The organism is Rhizobium sp. AB2/73 (assembly GCF_020871915.1).
GTDB classification, from domain to species: Bacteria; Pseudomonadota; Alphaproteobacteria; order Rhizobiales; family Rhizobiaceae; genus Rhizobium; species Rhizobium dioscoreae.
On record NZ_CP067071.1, the window covers coordinates 2165196 to 2186024 of the forward strand.

Here is a 20829-nt window from a genome sequence, read left to right on the forward strand (position 1 = left end):
AATGTGTAACGTCTGCGAATCGCGCGCACCGTTTTTCTGCCATTGGAGACGCAAATGGGCATGATCAAATCGACCGAAACGAGCCTCGACGAGCAGGCCATTATCGCCTCAGCCGAAAAGGCACTGGGCGATATCGCCCGCGTCCGCGAAGAGGTGTCGAAGGTCATTTTCGGTCAGGAAAGCGTCGTGGAAAACACGCTTCTGGCCGTGCTCGCCGGCGGTCATGCCTTGCTTGTGGGCGTACCGGGTCTCGCCAAGACGAAGCTCGTGACGACACTCGGCGCCGTTCTCGGCCTCGCCTCCAACCGCGTGCAGTTCACGCCGGACCTCATGCCCTCGGATATTCTCGGTTCCGAAGTCATGGACCAGGACGAAACCGGCCGCCGTTCCTTCCGTTTCGTCAAGGGTCCGGTCTTCGCGCAATTGCTGATGGCCGACGAAATCAATCGCGCCTCGCCGCGCACGCAGTCTGCTCTGCTGCAGTCCATGCAGGAATATCACGTCACCATCGCCGGCCAGCGATACGATCTGCCCGCTCCGTTCCACGTTCTTGCAACGCAGAACCCGCTGGAGCAGGAAGGCACCTATCCGCTGCCGGAAGCCCAGCTCGACCGTTTCCTACTGCAGGTCGATGTCGATTATCCCGAGCTTGCCGACGAGCGCCGCATCCTGCTCGAAACCACTGGCTTGAGCGAGGCAACGCCGCAGGCGGTCATCGATGCCGAACGCTTGCTCGAAATTCAGCAGCTCATCCGCCAGATGCCCGTCAGCGACGGCGTCGTCGATGCAATCCTGTCGCTCGTGCGTTCGGTCCGCCCGGGCCAGGGCAATGCCTCGACGGACAAGCACGTCGCCTGGGGTCCTGGCCCCCGCGCCGGCCAGGCGATGATGCTTTGCGCCCGCGCCCGCGCTCTTTACGAGGGCCGGCTTGCACCGTCGATCGACGACATTCATGCACTCGCCGAGCCAGTATTGGAACACCGCATGGCGCTGACTTTCGCAGCCCGCGCCGAAGGCATGTCCGTACGCGATGTCATTTCAGGGCTGGTCAAGCAGTCGAAGTCGTAACCCGGATGTCGAGGAGAGTATAGCGCGTGGCATCCATCGGACAGATCATCAGACCGACCTCAGGCAATGATGCCCTCTCCCGAGCCCGCAGCCGCGCCGCCCTCGTGCCGGATTGCCTGGTCGAAGCCAAGCGCATTGCCAACACGGTCATCGCCGGATGGCATGGCCGGCGCAAGCGCGGCATCGGCGAGAATTTTTGGCAGTTCCGCCCTTATACCGAAGGCGAAAGCCTGTCGCGCATCGACTGGCGGCGCTCGGCGCGCGACGATCATACCTATATCCGTGATCATGAATGGGAGGCAGCGCATACGATCTGGCTCTGGGCCGATCTCTCCCCATCCATGATGTATAAATCGACCTATGGCCATGTGTCCAAGGAGGGCCGCGCGCTCGTCCTGATGCTGGCGCTGGCGGAAATCCTGTCTCGCTCTGGCGAGCGCATCGGCTGCCCGGGCATTATGGAGCCGGTTTCGACCCGCAACGCTGCCGAGCGTCTGGCTGCGGCTCTGATGCATACGCCGCTCGAAGGCGGCCTTCCGCAGACAGCGATGATCCGTGGCTGGAGCGATATCGTGCTGATCGGCGATTTTCTCGACGACGCCGATAGCGTCATGGGCAGGATTGGACCTTTGGCCCGCCGCGGTCTGCGCGGTCATGTGATCGAGGTTGCCGATCCCGCCGAAGAACTCTTTCCCTACAGCGGGCGCACCGAATTCAGCGATCCCGAAACGGGCTCGAAGCTGATCGCCGGCCGCGCGGAAAACCTGCGTGACGATTATCAGCGCGCCTATCTGGCGCGGCGCGAAAATCTCGGCCAATCGCTGCGCCATCTCGGCTGGACCTTCGTCAGCCACCGCACCGACCGCCCGGCTTCCGAAGCGCTGGTCGCCGTGCACATGTATCTCTCAGGCATGCCCGCGAGGGTCGCGTCTGGAGGCCAGCCATGAGCGGTCTCTCCTTCGCATTCGCATCGCCGGCCATCTTGGCAGCGCTCATTCTGCTTCCTGCGATCTGGTGGCTGCTGCGCCTGACACCGCCGCAGCCGCGCACCGAAGTATTCCCGCCGCAGCGCATTCTGGCTGCTGTCCTCAAGCGCGAGGAAACCCCGGCGCGCAGCCCGTGGTGGCTGACGCTGCTGCGCATGCTGCTTGCCGCCCTGGTCATTCTTGCCATCGCCAATCCCATGTTTAATCCGCGCACCAACACGCTGTCGAGCGGTGGCCCATTGGTGCTGATGATCGACAATAGCTGGGCAAGCGTCTCCGACTGGGAACGCCGCGTGCGCACGGCCGACGCGCTGATCGACGATGCCGACGCCAAGGGCATTCCCGTTTCGATCGCCTTCACTGCCGAACAGAGTAACGATGCAACACCCGGTGCGGCGACATCAGCTCGCGACAAGCTGCATGCCATGAACCCGCAGCCGTTGGTGCCGGATCGCCGGCGCGCCGCCGACGCCGTCAAGGCGGCGCTCAACGGCATGAAGCCCGGTACTATCGCCTTCATCTCCGATGGCATCGAGAGCAGGGACAGGGACGATATCGTCAGCCGCCTTGCCGCGCTGCAGCCGAGCGAGCTGCGGCTGATCGAGGGCGACGGCCGCGATATAGTCGCGCTCACTGGCGCAGCCAATACCGCCAGCAACATGACCGTCACAGCCACACGGCTGAACGGCAATGGCTCGATGCGCCTCGGCCTGACGGCGCAAGACAATCAGGGACGGCCAATCGCCGCCGGTTCGCTTGACTTCGCGGGCGGGCAGACGGTTGCGACCGGCTCCATTGCAGCGCCCTTCGAAATGCGCAACGATTTCGCCCGCATCAGCATCGACCGCCAGGCAAGCGCCGGCAGCGTCTATCTGCTGGACGATGGTTTTCGCCGTCGCCGCGTGGCGCTCCTCTCCGGACAGGCCGCCGACGAATTCCAGCCGATCCTGTCGCCGCTCTATTATATCCAGCGCGCCCTTCAGCCCTATGCCGATCTCACTCAGCCCAACAGCGCCGATCTGGCAAAATCGATCCCCCAATTGCTCGCGGGCAATCCCTCCGTCATCATCATGGCTGATGTCGGCCGCCTGCCGCAGGAAACCTACGCACCGCTGCAGAAGTGGATCGAGAATGGCGGTACGCTCGTCCGCTTCGCCGGGCCGCGCCTTGCCGCAGCCCCCGCCGACGATCCTTTAGTCCCGGTCACATTGCGGCAGGGCGAGCGCACCTTCGGCGGCGCTCTTTCCTGGGCCGAGCCGCAGCCGCTTGCCGATTTCCCCTCTTTCGGCCCCTTCGCCGGCATGCCGAAGCCGGATGATGTCCTGATCAAACGGCAGGTTCTGGCCGAGCCGACACCGGATCTCGCCGAGCGCACCTGGGCAAGCCTTGCCGACGGCACGCCGCTGGTGACCGAAAAGCAGATGCAGGCCGGCCGTATCGTGCTCTTCCACGTCAGCGCCGAGCCACAATGGTCGGATCTGCCGATATCAGGCGATTTCGTCGAGATGCTGCGCCGTATCGTACAATTGTCACGTGCCGGTGGCGTGGCTCCGGGGCAAGCGGCTGCCTCGAAGACAAGCGAAGCAATGCCACCCTATCGACTCCTGTCCGCCAAGGGCGTGTTGACCAGCGAGATCGGCAGCGCCCGCCCGCTGGAACCAAGCAACAAGGGAGCCGCAGTCGCAAGTTTCGACAACCCGCCCGGCCTCTATGGTTCCGAAGAGGGCTTCAGCGCGCTCAACACCCTGCCGAGCGGCGCAGTGCTCAAGCCGCTGGATACCTCGGCGGCCGGTGCTGTCGCGCGCGAAGGCCTTATCGGGGGCGAGGCCTGGTCGGCAAAGCCGATCCTCTTTACCCTCGCCTTCCTCCTGCTGCTCGCCGACAGCATCATCGTACTGTTCATGAACGGTGCCTTTCCACGCCTGGGCAGATCGGCCAAGACGATTGCGGGCGGCACGGCAATGCTACTGCTGGCTGCCTCGCTCGCCATGTTCCTTCATCCGGCACATGCACTCGCCGACGATTCCAAACCTGGCGACGATGCCATCTTCTCGCGGCTCGACAAGACGCATCTCGCCTATGTCGTGACAGGCGAAACGGACGTGGATCACATTTCGGAGCGCGGGCTTGCCGGCCTCTCCGACTATCTCACCTATCGTACGACGCTCGAACCAGGCCCGCCGGTAGGGGTGGATCCTGCCAAGGATGAACTCGCCTTTTACCCGCTGATCTACTGGCCGATTTCAGCAACCGCGCCAATGCCGTCCAACGACGCCATCAACCGCATCGACGCCTATATGCGCAACGGCGGAACCGTGCTCTTCGATACGCGTGACGCCATCGACACGATGGGCGACACTTCGTCGCCGAGCCCCAACGGCCAGCGACTGCAGCAGATCCTTGCCAATCTCGACATCCCTCCCCTGGAGCCGGTGCCTGCCGGCCATGTGCTGACCAAATCCTTCTACCTCCTGTCGAGCTTCCCCGGCCGCTATGCAGACAGCCCGCTCTGGGTGGAAGCGCGTCAGGATGCCCGACGCGACGCAAACGCGGTCGCCACCTCCGACGGGGTGACGCCGATCATGATCACGGGCAATGATTTCGCCGGCGCTTGGGCCGTCGGCGATAACGGCTCGCCGCTGCTGCCGACCGTGCCTCCCGACGAAACGCAGCGGGAATATGCCTACCGCACCGGCGTCAATATCATGATGTACATGCTGACCGGAAATTATAAGTCCGATCAGGTTCACGTTCCCGATATCCTGCAACGCTTGGGGCAATAATATGAATATCGGTTTTGCCCCCTTCCTCCCCTGGCCAGTGCTTGCCGCTTTGGCGGTGCTGACGCTCGCCATCGCGGCGCTGGCGATCTACAGGCGTTTGCGCGGCGGTTGGATACGCGCTCTGGCGGGCATCGCCCTGCTGGCGGCACTCGCCAACCCGGTGCTGATGCAGGAGGATCGCGATCAGCTGACGACGGTCGTGCCCGTCGTCGTCGACCGCAGCCTCAGCCAGCAGACGCCGGAACGTGCGAAGATGACGGACGAAGCCCTGGCGATGCTCAAGGATCGGCTGGCGCAATTCCCCCGCATCGAGCCCAGGATCGTGGAATTCCGCGATCCGGCGGAATCGGAATCTCCGTCGACACGGCTTTTCTCCGCTCTCTCCTCGGCAATCGCCGACGTCCCGCCCGCGCGTATCGGCGGTGCCATCTTCCTGACCGACGGCCAGATCCACGACATCCCCGGCGTCAATCAGCAGCTCGGCTTTGACGGGCCTGTCCACGGGCTGATCACCGGCAAACCGGACGAATTCGATCGCCGCATCGAGATCGTGCGTGCACCTCGCTTCGGTCTTGTCAACGAAGAGCAGCAGCTCGTCTTCCGTGTCGTCGACGATGGCAAGAGCCCCGGCGGCACGGCAGCGGTGACGGTCAAGATGAATGGCGACGAGATCGCCACCCTGCAGGCGACGCCCGGCCAGGACACGCCCTTCAGCTTCAAGGTGCCGCGCGCCGGCAACAATGTCCTCGAATTCGCAGTCGCCGAAGTGCCTGGCGAAGTCACCGGCATCAATAATCAGACAGTCCAGCTGATCGAAGGCATCCGCCAGAACATGCGCGTCCTGCTCGTCTCGGGCGAGCCGCATGCCGGCGAGCGCGCCTGGCGCAACCTGTTGAAATCGGACGCCTCGGTCGATCTCGTGCACTTCACCATCCTGCGCCCGCCGGATAAGCAGGACGGCACGCCGATCAACGAGTTGTCGCTGATCGCCTTCCCGACCCGCGAGCTTTTCGTCGACAAGATCAGCTCTTTCGACCTGATCATCTTTGACCGCTATCAGGATCGCCAAAACGTCCTGCCCACGATCTATTATGATTACATGGCGCAATATGTCGAAAACGGCGGCGCCTTGCTGGTCGCGGCCGGCCCCGAACATGCCGGAGGCAGTTCGATCGCGCTGACGCCGCTTGCCTCGGTGCTGCCGGCCGAGCCGACAGGTCAGATGATCGAAAAAGCCTTCTATCCGCGCCTGTCCGACCAAGGCAAGAAACACCCCGTCACGCGCGGGCTGGATGGCTCGGAAACCGAGCCGCCACGTTGGGGCCGCTGGTTCCGCAGCGTCGACGTGGAAAGGCCGCAAGGCCAGACCGTGATGGTCGGCGCTGACGATAGTCCCTTGCTGGTGCTGAACCGCGTCGGCCAGGGGCGTGTCGCCATGCTGCTCTCCGACGAGGGCTGGCTCTGGGCACGCGGCTTCGAAGGCGGCGGCCCACATGTCTCGCTCTACCGCCGCATCGCCCATTGGCTGCTGAAAGAGCCGGCACTGGAAGAAGAGGCCCTGACGGCCAATGCCGCCGGGCGCACGCTGCAGGTAACGCGCCAGACGATCGGCAACGATCCCGGCCCCGCTACGATCAAATTGCCTTCCGGCCAGACGGAAACCGTGCCGCTGAGGCAGACCCAACCGGGTCTCTATCAAGCCGAGAAGCATATGAACGAAATCGGGCTCTACCAGATCGCCAGCGGCAATCTGTCGACACTCGTTCATATCGGCGCAATCGATGCTCCGGAATTCAAGGCGATGATCTCGACCACCGAGACACTGAAACCGCTGGCACAAAAAACGAAGGGCCTCGTCACCCGCGTTGCCGCCGCAAATGGTGGCGTGACGGTGCCGCAGGTTCTGCCGGTGCGCGGCGCCGTTCGCGTCGCCGACGATCAGCGCCTGACCATCCGCATGACCGACGAAACCGTGCTGAAGGGGATCAATACCCTGCCGCTCTTTGCAGGCTTTGCCGGCCTTGCCGCCCTTCTCTTTGCTTTCTCCGCCACATGGTGGCGCGAAGGACGATGAATGTGATGAAGATCGAAGTGACCGATACGCCATCCGAAGGCGAGCTCGCGGCCATCAGCGAGGGATTGACGGCGTTCAACACCATCGACGTCGGCCCGTCCGGCCGGCAATCCCTGGCCGTTCTGATCCGCGACGATGCCGGCAAGACCATCGGCGGCATATCCGGCTATACCGCCTGGGGATGGCTGTTCACCCAATGGCTTTTCGTACCGGAAAGCCTGCGCGGCCAGGGCATGGCCGGCAAGCTGCTGGACGCGGCGGAAGCGGAGGCGAGCGCGCGGGGCTGTTTCGGCGCATGGATCGATACCTTCAATCCGCAGGCGCTGAAAGCCTATCAACGGCAGGGCTATGCCATCTTCGGCGAACTGCCGGATTTCCCGGCCGGTCGCAGCCGATTCTTTCTGAGGAAGACGTTGTCGCCCCGCTGACATCAAGCAGGGCGATTTTTCGTTGATGGCGCCTCAGACAGCGATCGCAGTGAACTGTACGACATCATCCAGATCGTCGTCTTCGGCTTCCATGGCAGTAGCGGAATCATCGCGCCACGCGATTAAGCCATGCAGCCGCGCATGCGTATCCCCGGCAATCGGCACGACCAGCACCCGGTTTGGGTCGACAGGCCCCGGGAAGGTCAGTGCGTTGTAGGCGACCTTCTCGAAACCGAGCGGGCAATAATAGGGCGGATCGCCGATCAGGATGACGGCTTCCGATCCCTTGCGCCGAGCGGCCGCCACCGCGATCCGCACGAGCTCGCGGCCGATCCCCTTGTTCTTGTGGGACGGACGCACGGCAAGTGGGCCGAGCAGGTGTCCCTTAACCGATCCGGCCAGCACCGGCGTCATCCGCACGGAAGCGATTGTCTCGCCATCATCGGCGCAGATGAAGGACAGCAACCGGTCATGAGGCCCCTGCTCGCGAATGCGAGCAGCAGCACGGGTAAACCGGCCCGGACCGAAAGCTTCTTCGTTGATGAGTTCGATAGCAGCGTCGTGCGACGCATCCTCAGTGAGGTAGACCAGATCGTGCTTGTACATTAGCCCAGAAAACCAGATAGACGGACGATATTGTTCCCGAAAGCGCTCATGGAGCGTTCAAGATCATCGGCGTCGTCGCAGGCTTCTGGTTACTTTCATGACAAGGGGTCCTTAAACTGTGAAAAGCCGGATAGCAGGAAATATTCGGCGCGTCCAATGCAAAATGCATCCTGCCGTTCATTCATGCAGGATCGTGCTGGCATCGTGTCTTTTCTGAAGCTTCACGCCGCCACATGAGCTCGCCGACAGCACCTATGACGCAGTGTTCATCATTTGCCGTCTCGAAATCCGGCGCGCATGCCGTATCTCTAGATATATAGTTTCGGCAGTTTCCCGAAAGGATCAAGCAATGGGCATGTTGGTGGACGGCGTCTGGCATGACGTCTGGTACGATACCAAGGAGACGAAAGGCCATTTCAAGCGCGCCGCGTCGCAGTTTCGAAACTGGATCACCGTGGACGGCAGCGCCGGCCCCACCGGCACCGGCGGCTTCAAGGCAGAGGCCGGACGCTATCATCTCTACGTCTCACTTGCCTGCCCCTGGGCGCATCGAACCCTGATCTTCCGCAAGCTGAAAAAGCTGGAGGAGCTGATTTCCGTCTCGATCGTCGATCCGCTGATGCTGGAAAACGGCTGGGAATTCAAAGGACAGGATGGCGGCACTGTCGACCATCTCTTCGGCGCGACGAAGCTCTGGGAGGTCTATGTCAAGGCCGATCCGCATTATTCCGGCCGCGTGACCGTCCCCGTTCTCTGGGACAAGCAGACCGGCACGATCGTCAACAATGAGTCCGCGGAAATCATCCGCATGTTCAATACGGCCTTCGATGGCCTGACCGGCTCCACGGCGGATTTCTATCCCACCGATCTGCAGGCCGATATCGATGCATTGAACGAGCGCGTCTACGATACGGTCAACAACGGCGTCTACAAGGCCGGCTTTGCGACGACGCAGGAAGCCTATCAGGAAAACGCACTCCGCCTTTTCGAAACCCTCGATATGCTCGATGAGCGACTGGCGCCGCAGCGGTATCTATTCGGCGATCGCGTGACGGAGGCCGATTGGCGGCTGTTCACGACGCTGGTTCGTTTCGACGCCGTCTATGTCGGACATTTCAAATGCAACATCCGGCGCATTGCGGATTATGCCAACCTCTCGGCTTATCTCCGGGATCTCTATCAGATCGGCGGCGTTGCCGAGACGGTGAACATCAGGCACATCAAGAACCACTATTATCGCAGCCACAAGACCATCAATCCGACAGGCATTGTGCCGATCGGGCCGGAACTGGATTTCGATCGCCCGCATGGGCGCGAGCGGCTGGCAAAGGCTGCCTGATCCAAGCGTCGGAGACTACCAATAGCTGGAGGGAGCCGATACCCCCTCCAACTCTCTCAGCCGGCGATAGGTGGCCCTGGTCGTGCCTGGCGGCAGCGCATCGATGGGAAAGAAGCCGCTTTCGACGATCTCGCGATCCGGCTTGCGCGGCGAGGTCTGGGTAACCTCGACGCGATAGAAGACGACGTGGTCGCGCTTGCTGGTGTGATTGTTGAAATAGACGTGGAAGAGCTGCGGCTTGCCTGAGATCGCCAGATTGCCTTCCTCGCGCAGCTCCTTCTCAAGCGCCTGCTCCACTGTCTCATGGCGTTCGACGCCGCCGCCGGGCATATGCCATCCGGCGATATAGGAATGCCGAACCAGAAAGATCCGCCCTTCGCGATCGAAGCAGGCCGCACGCACGCCGATGGTCATGCTGCGGGTCAGCACGAAATAGACATGCAGCGCCCGGCCTAACAGACGCACAGCCAAACTCTGCCTTTCGTCGCGTCGATTGTCTTCGCTCATGCCTGAACCCCGGCGTCGCGATCTACAATTGGATTGGGGATGTATTTGTTTTGACAATAGAGTGGGCTATGTCTCATCCCATGTTCAAGCTCGCGCATATTTCCGATGTTCACCTTGGTCCACTGCCACGTCTTTCGATCAGAGAACTCGCCTCCAAACGCATTACCGGATTTGTGAACTGGCACCGGAACCGGCGCAAGCATCTTTTTGGCGATACGCTCGATCTCCTTCTTGACGACATCAAGGCGAGGCAGGCCGATCATCTCGCCGTAACCGGCGATCTCGTCAACCTTGCGAGCGGCATGGAGATCCAGACAGCAGCCGCGTGGCTGAAGACCGTCGGCGATCCTCTCCACACCTCAGTCGTTCCCGGCAATCACGATGCCTATGTGCCCGGCGCCTACGAAAGGGCCATGCGCTCCTGGTATCCCTATGTCCGCGGCGACGATGCTCCTGCCGAATGGCAGGAAGACCAGCACATTTTCCCCTATCTGCGTATCCGCGGTCAGGTCGCGCTTGTTGGCTGCTCTACAGCCGTCGCCACCCCGCCCTTTGCCGCAAGCGGCTTCTACTCCTCACGCCAGGCGCGCGAGACGGTCAATATTCTGCGCGCAGCGGGAGATGCCGGGCTCTTTCGCGTCGTCATGATCCATCACCCGCCCATTCGCGGTGCAACCAGTTTCTACAAGCGGATGATCGGCATTCGCCGTTTTGCCGCCGTCATCTCGACCGGCGGCGCCGAACTTGTCCTGCATGGCCACACACATCTCAACACCTTGCATTGGCTGCGCGGCCACATGGGCCCGGTCCCGGTCGTCGGGATCGCCTCAGCATCGCAAGGGGTCGGCGGGTTGAAGCCGCGCGCGGCCTATAATCTCTTCACCATCGCCGGCCGGCCGGGCGCCTGGGAACTGAAGGCGGAGCGTTACAGCCTCAGCGACGACGGCAGCGGCGTCGACCCCGAAGGCTTCGATATTCTGGCGACATGATGAGCCTTTTAGCGTCGTCGTGCGCATCGTTTTGGTAGCGTTTTCTAAGATACGGGGCTACAATCGAAGCATTGGAATCCCGAAATGCGGCATGGATTTTGAGGTCATGACAAAGGAGCACCGCATGCCGGTTTTCGGAGCCTGTATCCGGCCGGTTGCGGCTTCTTGTAGGGCTCGGACCAGCGCCGGGACAAGACCGGCTGACACATTGTGGGATTACTGCGGTAAGAATGACAGTCAAACGCGCGGGTGCTTTTGAAGACTTGCGAAACGGCACGGAAATGGTTCATACCAGCACAGGACAATTATTCCGCTCGCATCACCTTTCTTACGGGGAAGGCTGTGCATCGCGGAAGCAGATTGTCGATGTAACAACCTCCAACGCCTTCCTGGAACGATCATGCCAACGCCGGTAGTAGCCACTGATATCAGACGCGATCTGGTCGGCCTTCTTCCGAAGCTTCGCCGCTTTGCGGTGACGCTGACCGGCGATCTCGCCGAGGCGGACGAGCTTGTTCAAAACGTCTGTCAGCGCGGCATAGCCAAGTTCCATCTCTGGAACAGCGGCGGCAAGCTGGAAAGCTGGCTCTATACTATGGCCCGGCATCAATGGGTCGATGAAGCGCGACGCCACAAACTGCGCCCCGCCGCGAAGGGCAGTGCACTGGAACAGGGCGAGCCGATATCCGGCACCCATTTAAATCTCGTAGAAGCCGGCGAAGCACATCGTCTCGTCACATCTTTGCCAGAAGGACTTGCCAGTGTCTTCCTGCTGGTCGACGTCGAAGGGCACAGCTACAAGCAGGCTGCCGACGTCCTCGGCATCCCTTTGTCGGCAGTGATGTCAAGGCTCTCCAGCGCACGCCTTTACCTTGCCTCCCAGGGTCATAGTCGCTCGCCTCGAAGGTTTTAAGCATTGCAGGACATGAAGAAAACGCCGCTCGAAATCCGCTTGTCCGCCTTCATGGATGGCGAGATGAGCCGCGAAGAAAAAGAAGAGTTGGAAAAGCTCATCGCCTCGGATCCGAACGCGCGGCGTATTTTCGATGAGCTGAAGCATGGCTCCGATGTTGGCCGCAAGGCTTTTGACGAGGTTTTGAAGGAGCCGGTGCCGCTGGCGCTCGTTCGCTCCATCAAAAGCGCCCAGCCTCCGAAGACCCGAGATCCCTCTCCCCGCCTCACCCGGCAATCGTTGAAATTGGCGCCCACGGGCAAGCAATCGCTGGCCGCAGCTCTCATCCTGTTCGCCGTCGGCGGCGGCATCGGTTATCTTTTCGGCATGCAGCCAGCTGACGTCCCGGCGAGTCCTCCGCCGACCCCGACACAGGCTATGACACGCAACTGGCTGGATGATATCGCCGCCTATCACCGCATCTATTCGCGCCAGCCGCAGCGTATGGTCGAGCTGCAGGCAAGCCAGCTGGACGAGATCGCCAAGTGGTTGGCGAGCACGGTCGGCGTCAAATTCAATTTTCCGGACCTTGCTGCCGATGGTCTCGTCTTCCAAGGCGCGCGCATGTCCATCGCAGCCGGCAAGCCAGTCGGCCAGCTGATCTACAAGAACCTCGACGGTGATGTCGTCGCCATCTGCTTTACCAAGACGGACGGCGTTGCCGACGACGATTTCAGCGAAACCATCAAGGACGATATCAGCATCGTGTCCTGGCACCGCAACGGCACCACCTATGCGATCGTCGGCCCCTCCTCGGATGCGATGCTCGATCAGATCGCCAATCGGGTATCCTCGGAAATCTGACTGATATCCCATCCGTTTTGCGCCTTGCGGCTGCCGGCCGGCCGATGGATAATAGGCGGCGACAACCGCATGAGCCCGATAGTCTTGCTGGAGTTCCGACATGTCCGACATTCTGCTGACCATTCCTGAAATCGACAGGCGTATCGCGGCGATAAAGGAAAACCTTCGCGAACTGATCGAGCAGGCAGCAGCCTTTTCCGGCGCCGCCGACGAAGAACGGACGTCTGAGCGGATAGCCGAGCAGGAAGAAGAGCTCGAGCGTCTGACGAAGCAGCGCGATGAGCTTGCCAAGGGCAAGGCCTGAGCAAAACTCACCATTGAAGCACATATGCTCGGACGAGTTCGACGCGAGCCGTGGAAAGAACGGCACTCGCCCTTCTATGTCGAACGATCACGATACAATTGCTGCTGACATCGGCGCTGATACACGCTATAGAGGTTGCAGCGACCAATGAGGAGAGCACTCTGATGAAAAATCACGGCACAGGAAACCACCGCTGAAAGGCAGTGCCGTGAAGGGCTGCTTTATCGGCCCCACCATCAGATTGTTATCTTTCGCCCGTGGAGGGCGCTCATGTTTCGTCGCTTCGAAGAGCTTGTCGATCCGTTTCAGAATCATGACGAGCCGCAGCCATCACCCAACGCCTGGCGCTATCTCCTAACCAATCTTCGCCCGTTTCGCACGGTCATGGCAATCAGCCTCGGTCTGACCGTGATCGGCGCCATCATCGAGATCTGGCTCATCGGCTATTCGAGCCGGCTGGTGGACGATCTCGCTGCCGCCCGGCGCGAGGATTTCTGGGCGTCCGAAGGATTCGGCCTGCTCGCCGCGGCCGCCCTCGTCCTGATCGGACGGCCTCTTGCCGGCTATCTCCGCGAAAGCCTGGATGACATCGCGTTCCGGCCGAATGCCGAGACGCTGTTCCGCTGGCGGGCTCACGGCCATGTCCTTCGGCAATCGGTCGGCTGGTTCCGTCAGGACTTTTCCGGTCGAATCGCCAGCCAGGTGCGCGACATTGGCACGGCAGCAACGGGTGCGGCCTATCAGGTCCTGCATACGCTCTCCTTTGTCACGATCTATGTGGCCGGCTCGCTCTGGCTGATGGCCTCGATCGACCCGCGCCTCATCTGGCCCCTGGCGGTGTGGCTGTTTTGCTATCTCGCACTGATGGCCTATGTCATCCCTCGCCTGCAGAAAGCCTCCGCGCAATACCAGGGAGCCTATGCCGAGCTGACGGGCATGCTGGTGGACAGCTATGCCAATATCGACCTCATCAAGCTGTTTGCCGATGCAAAGGCGGAAGACAAGGAAGCCCGTCGTCGTTTCGCTCAAACGCGCGAAACATTCGTCCAGGTGCAGAGGCTCGAGGTGCTGGTCAATTCGAGCATGCTGTTCCTTGGCAGCTTCCTCATTGTCGCGCTCGTTGGCTACGCGGTCGTCCTCTGGCAATCCGGCGGCGCACCACTCGGGTTGATCACGGCATCCCTGGCGCTGAGCTTCCGCATAACCGGCATGGCCGAATGGATGCTGGACGCGGTATCGTCGCTTTTTGCCCATCTCGGCGCCATGCGGCAATCGCTGCTGACCGTCTCGCAGCCGCTTGCAATTACCGATGCCCTGGACGCCAAGCAGCTTGCCGTCACCAAGGGCGAGATCGCCTTCAGGGAGGTCACCCATCACTACGGCAAGGAAGATGGCGGGCTCGACGCCATCTCGCTTCGAATTGAGGCAGGCCAGAAAGTCGGCCTCGTCGGCCGCTCGGGCACCGGCAAATCGACCCTGGTCAACCTGCTGCTGCGCTTCTTCGATCCGGAAGCCGGCATCATCGAAATCGATGGCCAGGATATTCGACAGGTGACGCAAGATAGCTTGCGCCGGCAGATTGCGGTGGTCGGCCAGGAAGCGTCGCTCCTTCACCGCTCCATCCGTGATAACATCGCCCATGGCAATCCCCGCTTTTCGGAGGATGCGGTTCTCGCCGCGGCAGAGAAGGCTGCGGCCAGCGATTTCATCGCGGGCCTCAGGGACCAGGAAGGAAGAACCGGCTTCGATGCGCATGCGGGCGAACGTGGCGTCCAGCTTTCCGGCGGTCAGCGGCAGCGCGTCGCGATTGCGCGCGCTATCCTGAAGGATGCCCCGATCCTCGTGCTCGACGAGGCAACATCTGCCCTCGATTCGGAAGTCGAAGCCGAAATCCAGGATACGCTTTACGGTATCATGGAAGACAAGACCGTCATCGCCATCGCGCATCGCCTGTCGACCATCGCGCGCATGGACCGCATCGTCGTGCTCGACCACGGCCGCATCATCGAGGATGGCACGCATGCGGAGCTGATCGCCCAAAATGGCATCTATGCAACGCTATGGTCGCACCAATCCGGCGGCTTCATCGAAGACGACGAGCCGGTTGCCAACTGATACGCAACAAAAAGTCCCCTCTACAATCGAGGGGCTTGTCAAATCAGAGCTGCAACCAAGCGGGAGCCTTACGCCGCCTTGATGGCGAGCACGCGGTTCGCCGCCGAGACGATCGCCTCGAGGGACGCGGCGACAATATTGGTGTTGATGCCGGCGCCGAAGAGCTTGCCGCCTGGATAGGAGACCTCGACATAGGAGATCGCCGAGGCGTTCGAGCCGTGCTGGAGCGAATGCTCGGAATAATCCTCGACCGACATCGGAATGCCGAGATAGATGGAAAGCGCGTTGATGAAGCCATCGATCGGGCCGTTGCCGCGCCCTTCGATACGCTTCACCTCGCCCTTGTCGGTGATTTCGGCCGCGACGATGCGCTGTCCCTTATGCTCGGGATCGGCGAAGGTGTGGTGATCGACGAAGCGGAGCCGTGCTTCGGGCTGCGTCACATAGCGTTCGATAAAATGCTCGTAGATGCGCTTGGACGGCAATTCCTTGCCTTCCTCGTCGGTGATGCGCTGAATTTCCTCGCGATATTCCACCTGCAGATTGCGCGGCAGATTCAGCCCGTAATCCTGCTGCATGATATAGGCGATGCCGCCCTTGCCGGACTGCGAGTTGATGCGGATGATCGCCTCATAGGTACGGCCGACATCCTGCGGATCGATCGGCAGATAGGGCACTTCCCAAACCGGATCGTTGGCGACCTTGGCGGCCTTCATGCCCTTGTTGATCGCATCCTGATGCGAACCGGAGAAGGCAGTATAGACCAGCTCGCCGACATAAGGATGACGCTCGCCGATCGCCATCTGATTGGAATATTCGTAAACTTCCTTCATGCGCTCGATGTTGGAGCAATCCAGCTCCGGATCGACGCCCTGCGTGAACATGTTCAACGCCATGGTCACGACATCGACATTGCCGGTGCGTTCGCCATTGCCGAAGAGCGTACCTTCGACGCGGTCGGCGCCGGCCATCAGCGCCAGCTCGGCGGCAGCGATGCCCGTCCCGCGGTCATTATGGGGATGCAGCGAAATGATCAGGTTTTCTCTGTTATCGAGATTGCGGCACATCCATTCGATCTGGTCTGCATAGATGTTCGGCGTCGCCATTTCGACGGTCGACGGCAGATTGATGATCAGCTTGTTATCAGGCGTCGGCTTCACGACGTCGATAACGGCGTTGCAGATTTCCAACGCCACATCCAGCTCGGTGCCGGTGAAGCTCTCCGGCGAATATTCGAAGCGATAGCCGCCGCCGGCCTTGGCCGCCATGTCGGTGATCATCTTAGCCGCATCGACGGCGATCTGCTTGATGCCCCGCACGTCCTTGGCAAACACCACGCGGCGCTGCAATTCGCTGGTGGAATTGTAGAAATGCACGATCGGCTTGTTAGCGCCTTCCAGCGCCTCGAAGGTGCGCGTGATCAGTTCCGGGCGGCACTGGACGAGAACCTGCAGCGATATGTCGGCTGGCACATTGCCGTGCTCGATGCACCAGCGGGCAAAGTCGAAGTCGGTCTGCGAAGCCGAGGGGAAGCCGATCTCGATTTCCTTGAAGCCCATATCCAGCAACAGTTGGAACATGCGCGCCTTGCGGTCGTGACCCATCGGATCGACAAGCGCCTGATTACCATCGCGCAGATCGACCGAGCACCAGATCGGCGCCTTGGTGATCACCTTGGACGGCCAGGTCCGGTCGGGAATGTTGATCTGGGGATAGGCGCGGTATTTCACCGCTGCTTCGGGCATGCCTTTGGGGGAATGGCTGTTCGCGTCCATGGTCTCGTCTCTTCCTTTCCCGTCATTTTATCCCGCCTCTTAGCCGATCGGACGCGGCTTGGCGATGATAAATGCGGACCCTTTGCGGGTAAGCTGTCGATTTTAGGGTAAGTCGCGAGGAGCGATGGCCAGCGGGCTTTTCGGCCGCCGGGCGCTCCTCAAAGGACCCGGCAACCGCGCGTAAGGCCGAGGAGGAGAAGCGAGGTAAGGGCGCGCGTATTGTCACGCAGAGCAACGCGCCCACGTGCAATCTGTTCGGAAATCTTTGCCCCAGTCAGCTTCATGGCCGCGCTTATAACCGCCGGATCAAAAAGAAGCAAGCCCTCGCCTACTTCTTCAGCATTTGCACGCCGCGCGACAGCGCCAGCATCAGCCCGCCGGCGATGAGTCCCCAGAAGGCGCCGGAAATGCCGCCGAAGGAAACACCCGATGCCGTCACAAGAAACGTGATGGCGGCCGCCTCGCGCGATTCCGACTGCAGGAAGGCGTTCAAGGCGGAATTGGAGAGCGCGCCGACCAGCGCCAAGCCGGCCACCGCCTCGATCAGAATCGGCGGCGCTAGCGCCACGAAAGCCGTCACGGCACTCGCCAGCAATCCGAGGATCACGTAGCCGATCCCGGCGACAATCGCCGCCCAGTAGCGCCGCCCGGGATCAGCATGAGCGTCCTGCCCGGCACACATCGCCGCGGTGATTGCCGCAAGATTGACGGCATGGCCGCCGAAAGGAACGGCAAGCAGCGAGAACACGCCGGTCACAGCAAACAGCGGACCCGGTTTCGGCTCGTAATCATGCACCTTCAGCACGGCGATACCGGGAATGTTCTGCGATGCCATCGTCACGATGAACAGCGGCAGCGCGATGGACACGATACCGGCAAGCGTAAAGACCGGCTTCACAAATTCGACGGTAGGCAACAGCGAATGTTCCAGCGAGGCAAAGGCACCATCCGGCATCTTCACGCCGAAGGCCAGCACCAGGGCAAAGGCCGCAAGCGCCGCCGGTACCGCCCATAGCCGCTTGAACGACCCAACGACGATCCAGGCAAGGATGATCGGCAAACCGAAGGCAGGATTGAAGGCGATCGCCTTGACGGGCGCAAAGCAGAGGCCGAGCAGCACGCCGGCGAGCATGGCATTGGCGAGCGGCGCCGGGATGGATGCGACCGCCCGGCCAAAAGGCCGAAAAAGCCCGGCAATGACGATCAATATGCCGCAAATGAAAAATGCACCGACAGCCACCGGGAAGCCGCCTTCGATCGCTCCGGCGCTCGCCAGCAGCGCGGCTCCCGGCGTCGACCAGGCAATGCTTATCGGCAGTCTCGTCACCATGCTGAGCACGATCGCGCAGAGACCCATCGCAACCGAAAGCGCCGTCAGACCGGACGCCGCCTGCGCATCGGAGGCGCCGACCACCTGCAGGCCATGAAAGACGACGGCGAAGGAACTGGCAAAGCCGACGAAGGCCGTGAGGCAACCCATGAACAGGCTTTGAACGGAGAAATCTTTGAGCATGGCGATGGAGACTCGAAGAGCGCATGAGGATCGATGGAACGCGCATGGAGCATTACAAGCATCGAGCGTGCAAGTGCTGTTTTCGCGCGAAATGACAGTGTCGCTCAGCAAATCACTCGCGGAATATATCGTGGTCGAGTCATATCGTGTACAAACGTGCATGTTGACTCTCTTATTTATGCACGTTAATGCAAATTCATGAGCAATTCACTCCCATTGTCCCGCCGGGACGTCATCGAAGCGCGGCTTGCAGAGGGCCGGCAGATCGTTGCCGCATCTCTGGCCGCCGAATTCAACGTGTCGGAAGATGCCGTGCGCCGCGATCTGCGGGCACTTGCGGCAGAGGGCAAGTGCCGCCGCGTCTATGGCGGCGCTCTCCCTCTCCTGACGCCGTCGCAGCCGATGGCCCTACGTGTCGGCCAGGAATCCGGCCGCAAGAGAGCCCTGGCCAAAGCCGCCGTCGCAATGATCGAGCCGGGCGAATTCCTGTTTTTCGACAGCGGCAGCACCAATCTCGCAATGATCGATCTTCTGCCGAAGAACCTGGACGTGACGATCGCGACAAACTCCATTGATATCGCCAGTGCGGTCATGAAGCGCGGCGATATTCCGCTCGTCCTGATCGGTGGCGCGGTTGATCCCGTCGTCGGCGGCAGCGTCGATGCGTCGGCCGTTGCGGCCATCGAAGCCATGAACATCGATCGCTGCTTCCTGGGCGTCTGCGCCGTTGCGGCAAGAAACGGCATCAGCGTATACGAACATGCGGACGCGATTTTCAAACGAACGCTGCTCAAGAGAAGCGCGGCACGTATCGCGTTGATTACCTCGGAGAAGTTTCACGAACGCGCGCCGCACCGGATCGGCGGCGCTGGCGATATCGATTGGCTCGTTGTCGAGGATGACCTGCCTGCCACTGACGGAAAGGCGGTCGCCGACGCCGGCTTCTCACTGGTGAAGGCAAGCGACATCACGTCATCCTCCTGATTTCGAAAGATAAGAAATGACCATGCAATCCACGGATCGGCCGGAAACCCGGCTGGCAACACGACTTGCTTTTCTGGTTGGAGGTTTTGCCCTTGCCTGCTGGGCTCCCCTCGTCCCCTTTGCCAAGGATCGCCTTGGCGTCGATGATGGCGTACTGGGCATGCTATTGCTTTGCCTTGGCCTCGGTTCGGTGGCGGCAATGCTGGCGACCGGCATGTTGAGCGCGCGATATGGCAGCAAGCCGATCATCATCGCGGGTGGTCTCGGCCTCGCATTTCTCTTGCCGACCTTGGCCGTGGCCAGCACGCCCTTCACACTCGGCCTTGCGCTGGCGGCGTTCGGCGCCTGCCTTGGATCGCTCGATGTCGCCATGAACATTCATGCCGTCGAAGTGGAGAAAGGCGCGGATCGGCCACTGATGTCCGGCTTCCATGCGCTGTTCAGCATAGGCGGGTTCATCGGCTCCCTGCTTGTCACCCTGCTTCTATCCGTCAAGGCCGGTCCCCTTGCCGCAACGCTTCTAAGCTCGGCCGTGATGGTGATCGCCATGATCATTGCATGGCCGCGGTTGCTTCGAACCGTCCCCGCGGAGGACGCGCCGCTTTTCGTCCTGCCACGCGGCGTCGTGTTGCTGCTGGCCGCGCTGGCAGCAATCACCTTCCTCGTCGAAGGCGCGATCCTCGATTGGAGTGCTCTGCTGCTGACAACGCAAGGCCGGGTCGATGCAAGCCATGGCGGCCTCGGCTACATGCTGTTTGCCATTGCAATGACGGTGGGCCGCCTGAGCGGCGACGCCATTAACGCAAGGGTCGGTGACAAGGCAATCATGCTATGGGGCGGCGTGATTGCGGTCGTGGGCTTTGGCGTCCTCCTCATCAGTCCGATCGCGATCCTCGCCATGAGCGGTTTCCTCCTGATCGGCCTTGGCGCCTCCAACATTGTGCCGGTGCTGTTTCGCAAGGGCGGCGCGCAGAAGGTCATGCCGGCTGGCCTGGCCGTCGCGGCCATCACCATGACCGGATATGCGGGCGTACTCGTCGGCCCCGCCGGCGTCGGTTTCGCGGCGGATCATCTCGGCCTGCCCGGCGCCTTCTGGGTGCTCGCCGCACTCCTCTGCGTCGCCCCGCTTTGCGCCGGCATCGTTACCCGCAATCACGAACAAGCACAGGGAGAGACAGATGCGGATCGCTCATACCGCTCTTTGGACGCATGATCTCGATGCCGCCGCGAATTTCTGGGAGACTTATTTCGGCGCAACCGTCGGTGAACCCTATCGAAGTCAGCGACGGCCTGGCTTCGTCTCTCGCTTCATTTCCTTGTCGGAAAGCGACGATCAGATCGAACTGATGACCGGTCCCTGGCTTTCTCCCGACCCGCACGGTGAACGCATCGGCTGGGATCACATTGCCATATCGCTCGGCAGCAAAGCTGCCGTCGATGCGCTGGCTGAACGATGCAAGGCGGATGATTGCCTGAAATCCGCACCTCGCACCACCGGCGACGGCTTCTATGAGGCTGTCATCACCATGCCGGACGGAACGCCGGTGGAGATTACCACATAGGGACACGCTCGGCCTGTAACTTGCACCTTCGAGTTCGCCG

18 protein-coding genes are annotated in these 20829 nt (G+C 61.3%); 14 read left to right on the forward strand and 4 right to left on the reverse strand.

The genetic code is table 11. From position 1 onward, the window contains the following. Positions 1–54 precede the first annotated feature (54 nt). The 5 genes from I8E17_RS10765 to I8E17_RS10785 are packed head-to-tail and all read left to right on the forward strand — an operon-like array spanning position 55 to position 7339. Positions 55–1068 carry a MoxR family ATPase gene (locus I8E17_RS10765; protein WP_113366424.1) on the forward strand — a complete coding sequence of 338 codons (1014 nt, stop codon included), beginning with the start codon at positions 55–57 and terminating at the stop codon, positions 1066–1068. 26 nt (positions 1069–1094) lie between these two features. Further along, positions 1095–2015: a DUF58 domain-containing protein gene (locus tag I8E17_RS10770; protein WP_069612682.1), complete on the forward strand. Its 921-nt coding sequence runs from the start codon at positions 1095–1097 to the stop codon at positions 2013–2015. Beyond that, positions 2012–4837 (forward strand): DUF4159 domain-containing protein, encoded by a 2826-nt coding sequence (locus I8E17_RS10775; protein ID WP_069612683.1) that lies wholly within the window; start codon positions 2012–2014, stop codon positions 4835–4837. Before I8E17_RS10770 ends, I8E17_RS10775 begins: the two co-directional genes overlap by 4 nt. Position 4838: 1 nt before the next feature. Beyond that, a complete protein-coding gene (locus tag I8E17_RS10780) occupies positions 4839–6911 on the forward strand; it encodes a hypothetical protein (RefSeq protein WP_069612684.1) in 2073 nt (690 codons plus the stop codon). Between the two features lie 2 nt (positions 6912–6913). Then, positions 6914–7339 carry a GNAT family N-acetyltransferase gene (locus I8E17_RS10785; protein WP_069612857.1) on the forward strand — a complete coding sequence of 142 codons (426 nt, stop codon included), beginning with the start codon at positions 6914–6916 and terminating at the stop codon, positions 7337–7339. Between the two features lie 33 nt (positions 7340–7372). On the opposite strand, the gene I8E17_RS10790 is transcribed toward I8E17_RS10785, so the two are convergent. After that, positions 7373–7945, reverse strand: coding sequence for an N-acetyltransferase (locus I8E17_RS10790; RefSeq protein WP_069612685.1), 573 nt, complete (start codon positions 7943–7945; stop codon positions 7373–7375). A 349-nt stretch (positions 7946–8294) separates the two neighbouring features. On the opposite strand from I8E17_RS10790, the gene I8E17_RS10795 reads away from it, so the two are divergent. Continuing rightward, the gene (locus I8E17_RS10795) at positions 8295–9284 is read left to right on the forward strand and encodes a glutathione S-transferase family protein (RefSeq protein WP_069612686.1); all 990 of its coding nucleotides are present in this window, start codon (positions 8295–8297) and stop codon (positions 9282–9284) included. Between the two features lie 15 nt (positions 9285–9299). Here I8E17_RS10795 and I8E17_RS10800 read toward each other — a convergent pair whose 3' ends face one another. Continuing rightward, complete coding sequence (locus I8E17_RS10800) at positions 9300–9791, reverse strand: NUDIX domain-containing protein (protein ID WP_069612687.1); 492 nt, start codon at positions 9789–9791, stop codon at positions 9300–9302. Between the two features lie 50 nt (positions 9792–9841). Between I8E17_RS10800 and I8E17_RS10805 the strand changes: the two genes are divergently transcribed. The 5 genes from I8E17_RS10805 (at position 9842) to I8E17_RS10825 (ending at position 14955) form a co-directional block, all read left to right on the forward strand. After that, a complete protein-coding gene (locus I8E17_RS10805) occupies positions 9842–10780 on the forward strand; it encodes a metallophosphoesterase (RefSeq protein ID WP_113366425.1) in 939 nt (312 codons plus the stop codon). 400 nt (positions 10781–11180) lie between these two features. Continuing rightward, complete coding sequence (locus tag I8E17_RS10810; RefSeq protein ID WP_069612689.1) at positions 11181–11693, forward strand: RNA polymerase sigma factor; 513 nt, start codon at positions 11181–11183, stop codon at positions 11691–11693. Positions 11694–11696: 3 nt separating this feature from the next. Further along, on the forward strand, positions 11697–12536 hold the full coding sequence (locus I8E17_RS10815) for an anti-sigma factor (RefSeq protein ID WP_069612690.1): 840 nt from the start codon (positions 11697–11699) through the stop codon (positions 12534–12536). A gap of 100 nt (positions 12537–12636) precedes the next feature. Then, the gene (locus tag I8E17_RS10820; protein ID WP_069612691.1) at positions 12637–12840 is read left to right on the forward strand and encodes a hypothetical protein; all 204 of its coding nucleotides are present in this window, start codon (positions 12637–12639) and stop codon (positions 12838–12840) included. Between the two features lie 270 nt (positions 12841–13110). After that, on the forward strand, positions 13111–14955 hold the full coding sequence (locus tag I8E17_RS10825) for an ABC transporter ATP-binding protein (protein WP_069612692.1): 1845 nt from the start codon (positions 13111–13113) through the stop codon (positions 14953–14955). 68 nt (positions 14956–15023) lie between these two features. Here I8E17_RS10825 and leuA read toward each other — a convergent pair whose 3' ends face one another. Both leuA and I8E17_RS10835 read right to left on the reverse strand, forming a co-directional pair. After that, on the reverse strand, positions 15024–16730 hold the full coding sequence (gene leuA / locus I8E17_RS10830) for a 2-isopropylmalate synthase (protein ID WP_069612693.1): 1707 nt from the start codon (positions 16728–16730) through the stop codon (positions 15024–15026). Positions 16731–17058: 328 nt separating this feature from the next. Continuing rightward, complete coding sequence (locus I8E17_RS10835; RefSeq protein ID WP_069612694.1) at positions 17059–18243, reverse strand: benzoate/H(+) symporter BenE family transporter; 1185 nt, start codon at positions 18241–18243, stop codon at positions 17059–17061. Positions 18244–18441: 198 nt separating this feature from the next. Between I8E17_RS10835 and I8E17_RS10840 the strand changes: the two genes are divergently transcribed. Genes I8E17_RS10840 through I8E17_RS10850 form a run of 3 tightly spaced genes read left to right on the forward strand, consistent with a single transcriptional unit; the run spans position 18442 to position 20789 of the window. After that, entirely contained in the window at positions 18442–19227 is a 786-nt protein-coding gene (locus tag I8E17_RS10840) for a DeoR/GlpR family DNA-binding transcription regulator (RefSeq protein WP_113366427.1), read from the forward strand. A gap of 22 nt (positions 19228–19249) precedes the next feature. Then, complete coding sequence (locus tag I8E17_RS10845) at positions 19250–20440, forward strand: MFS transporter (protein WP_069612858.1); 1191 nt, start codon at positions 19250–19252, stop codon at positions 20438–20440. Continuing rightward, positions 20406–20789 (forward strand): glyoxalase/bleomycin resistance/extradiol dioxygenase family protein, encoded by a 384-nt coding sequence (locus I8E17_RS10850; protein WP_069612696.1) that lies wholly within the window; start codon positions 20406–20408, stop codon positions 20787–20789. Before I8E17_RS10845 ends, I8E17_RS10850 begins: the two co-directional genes overlap by 35 nt. The last annotated feature ends 40 nt before the right edge of the window (positions 20790–20829 follow it).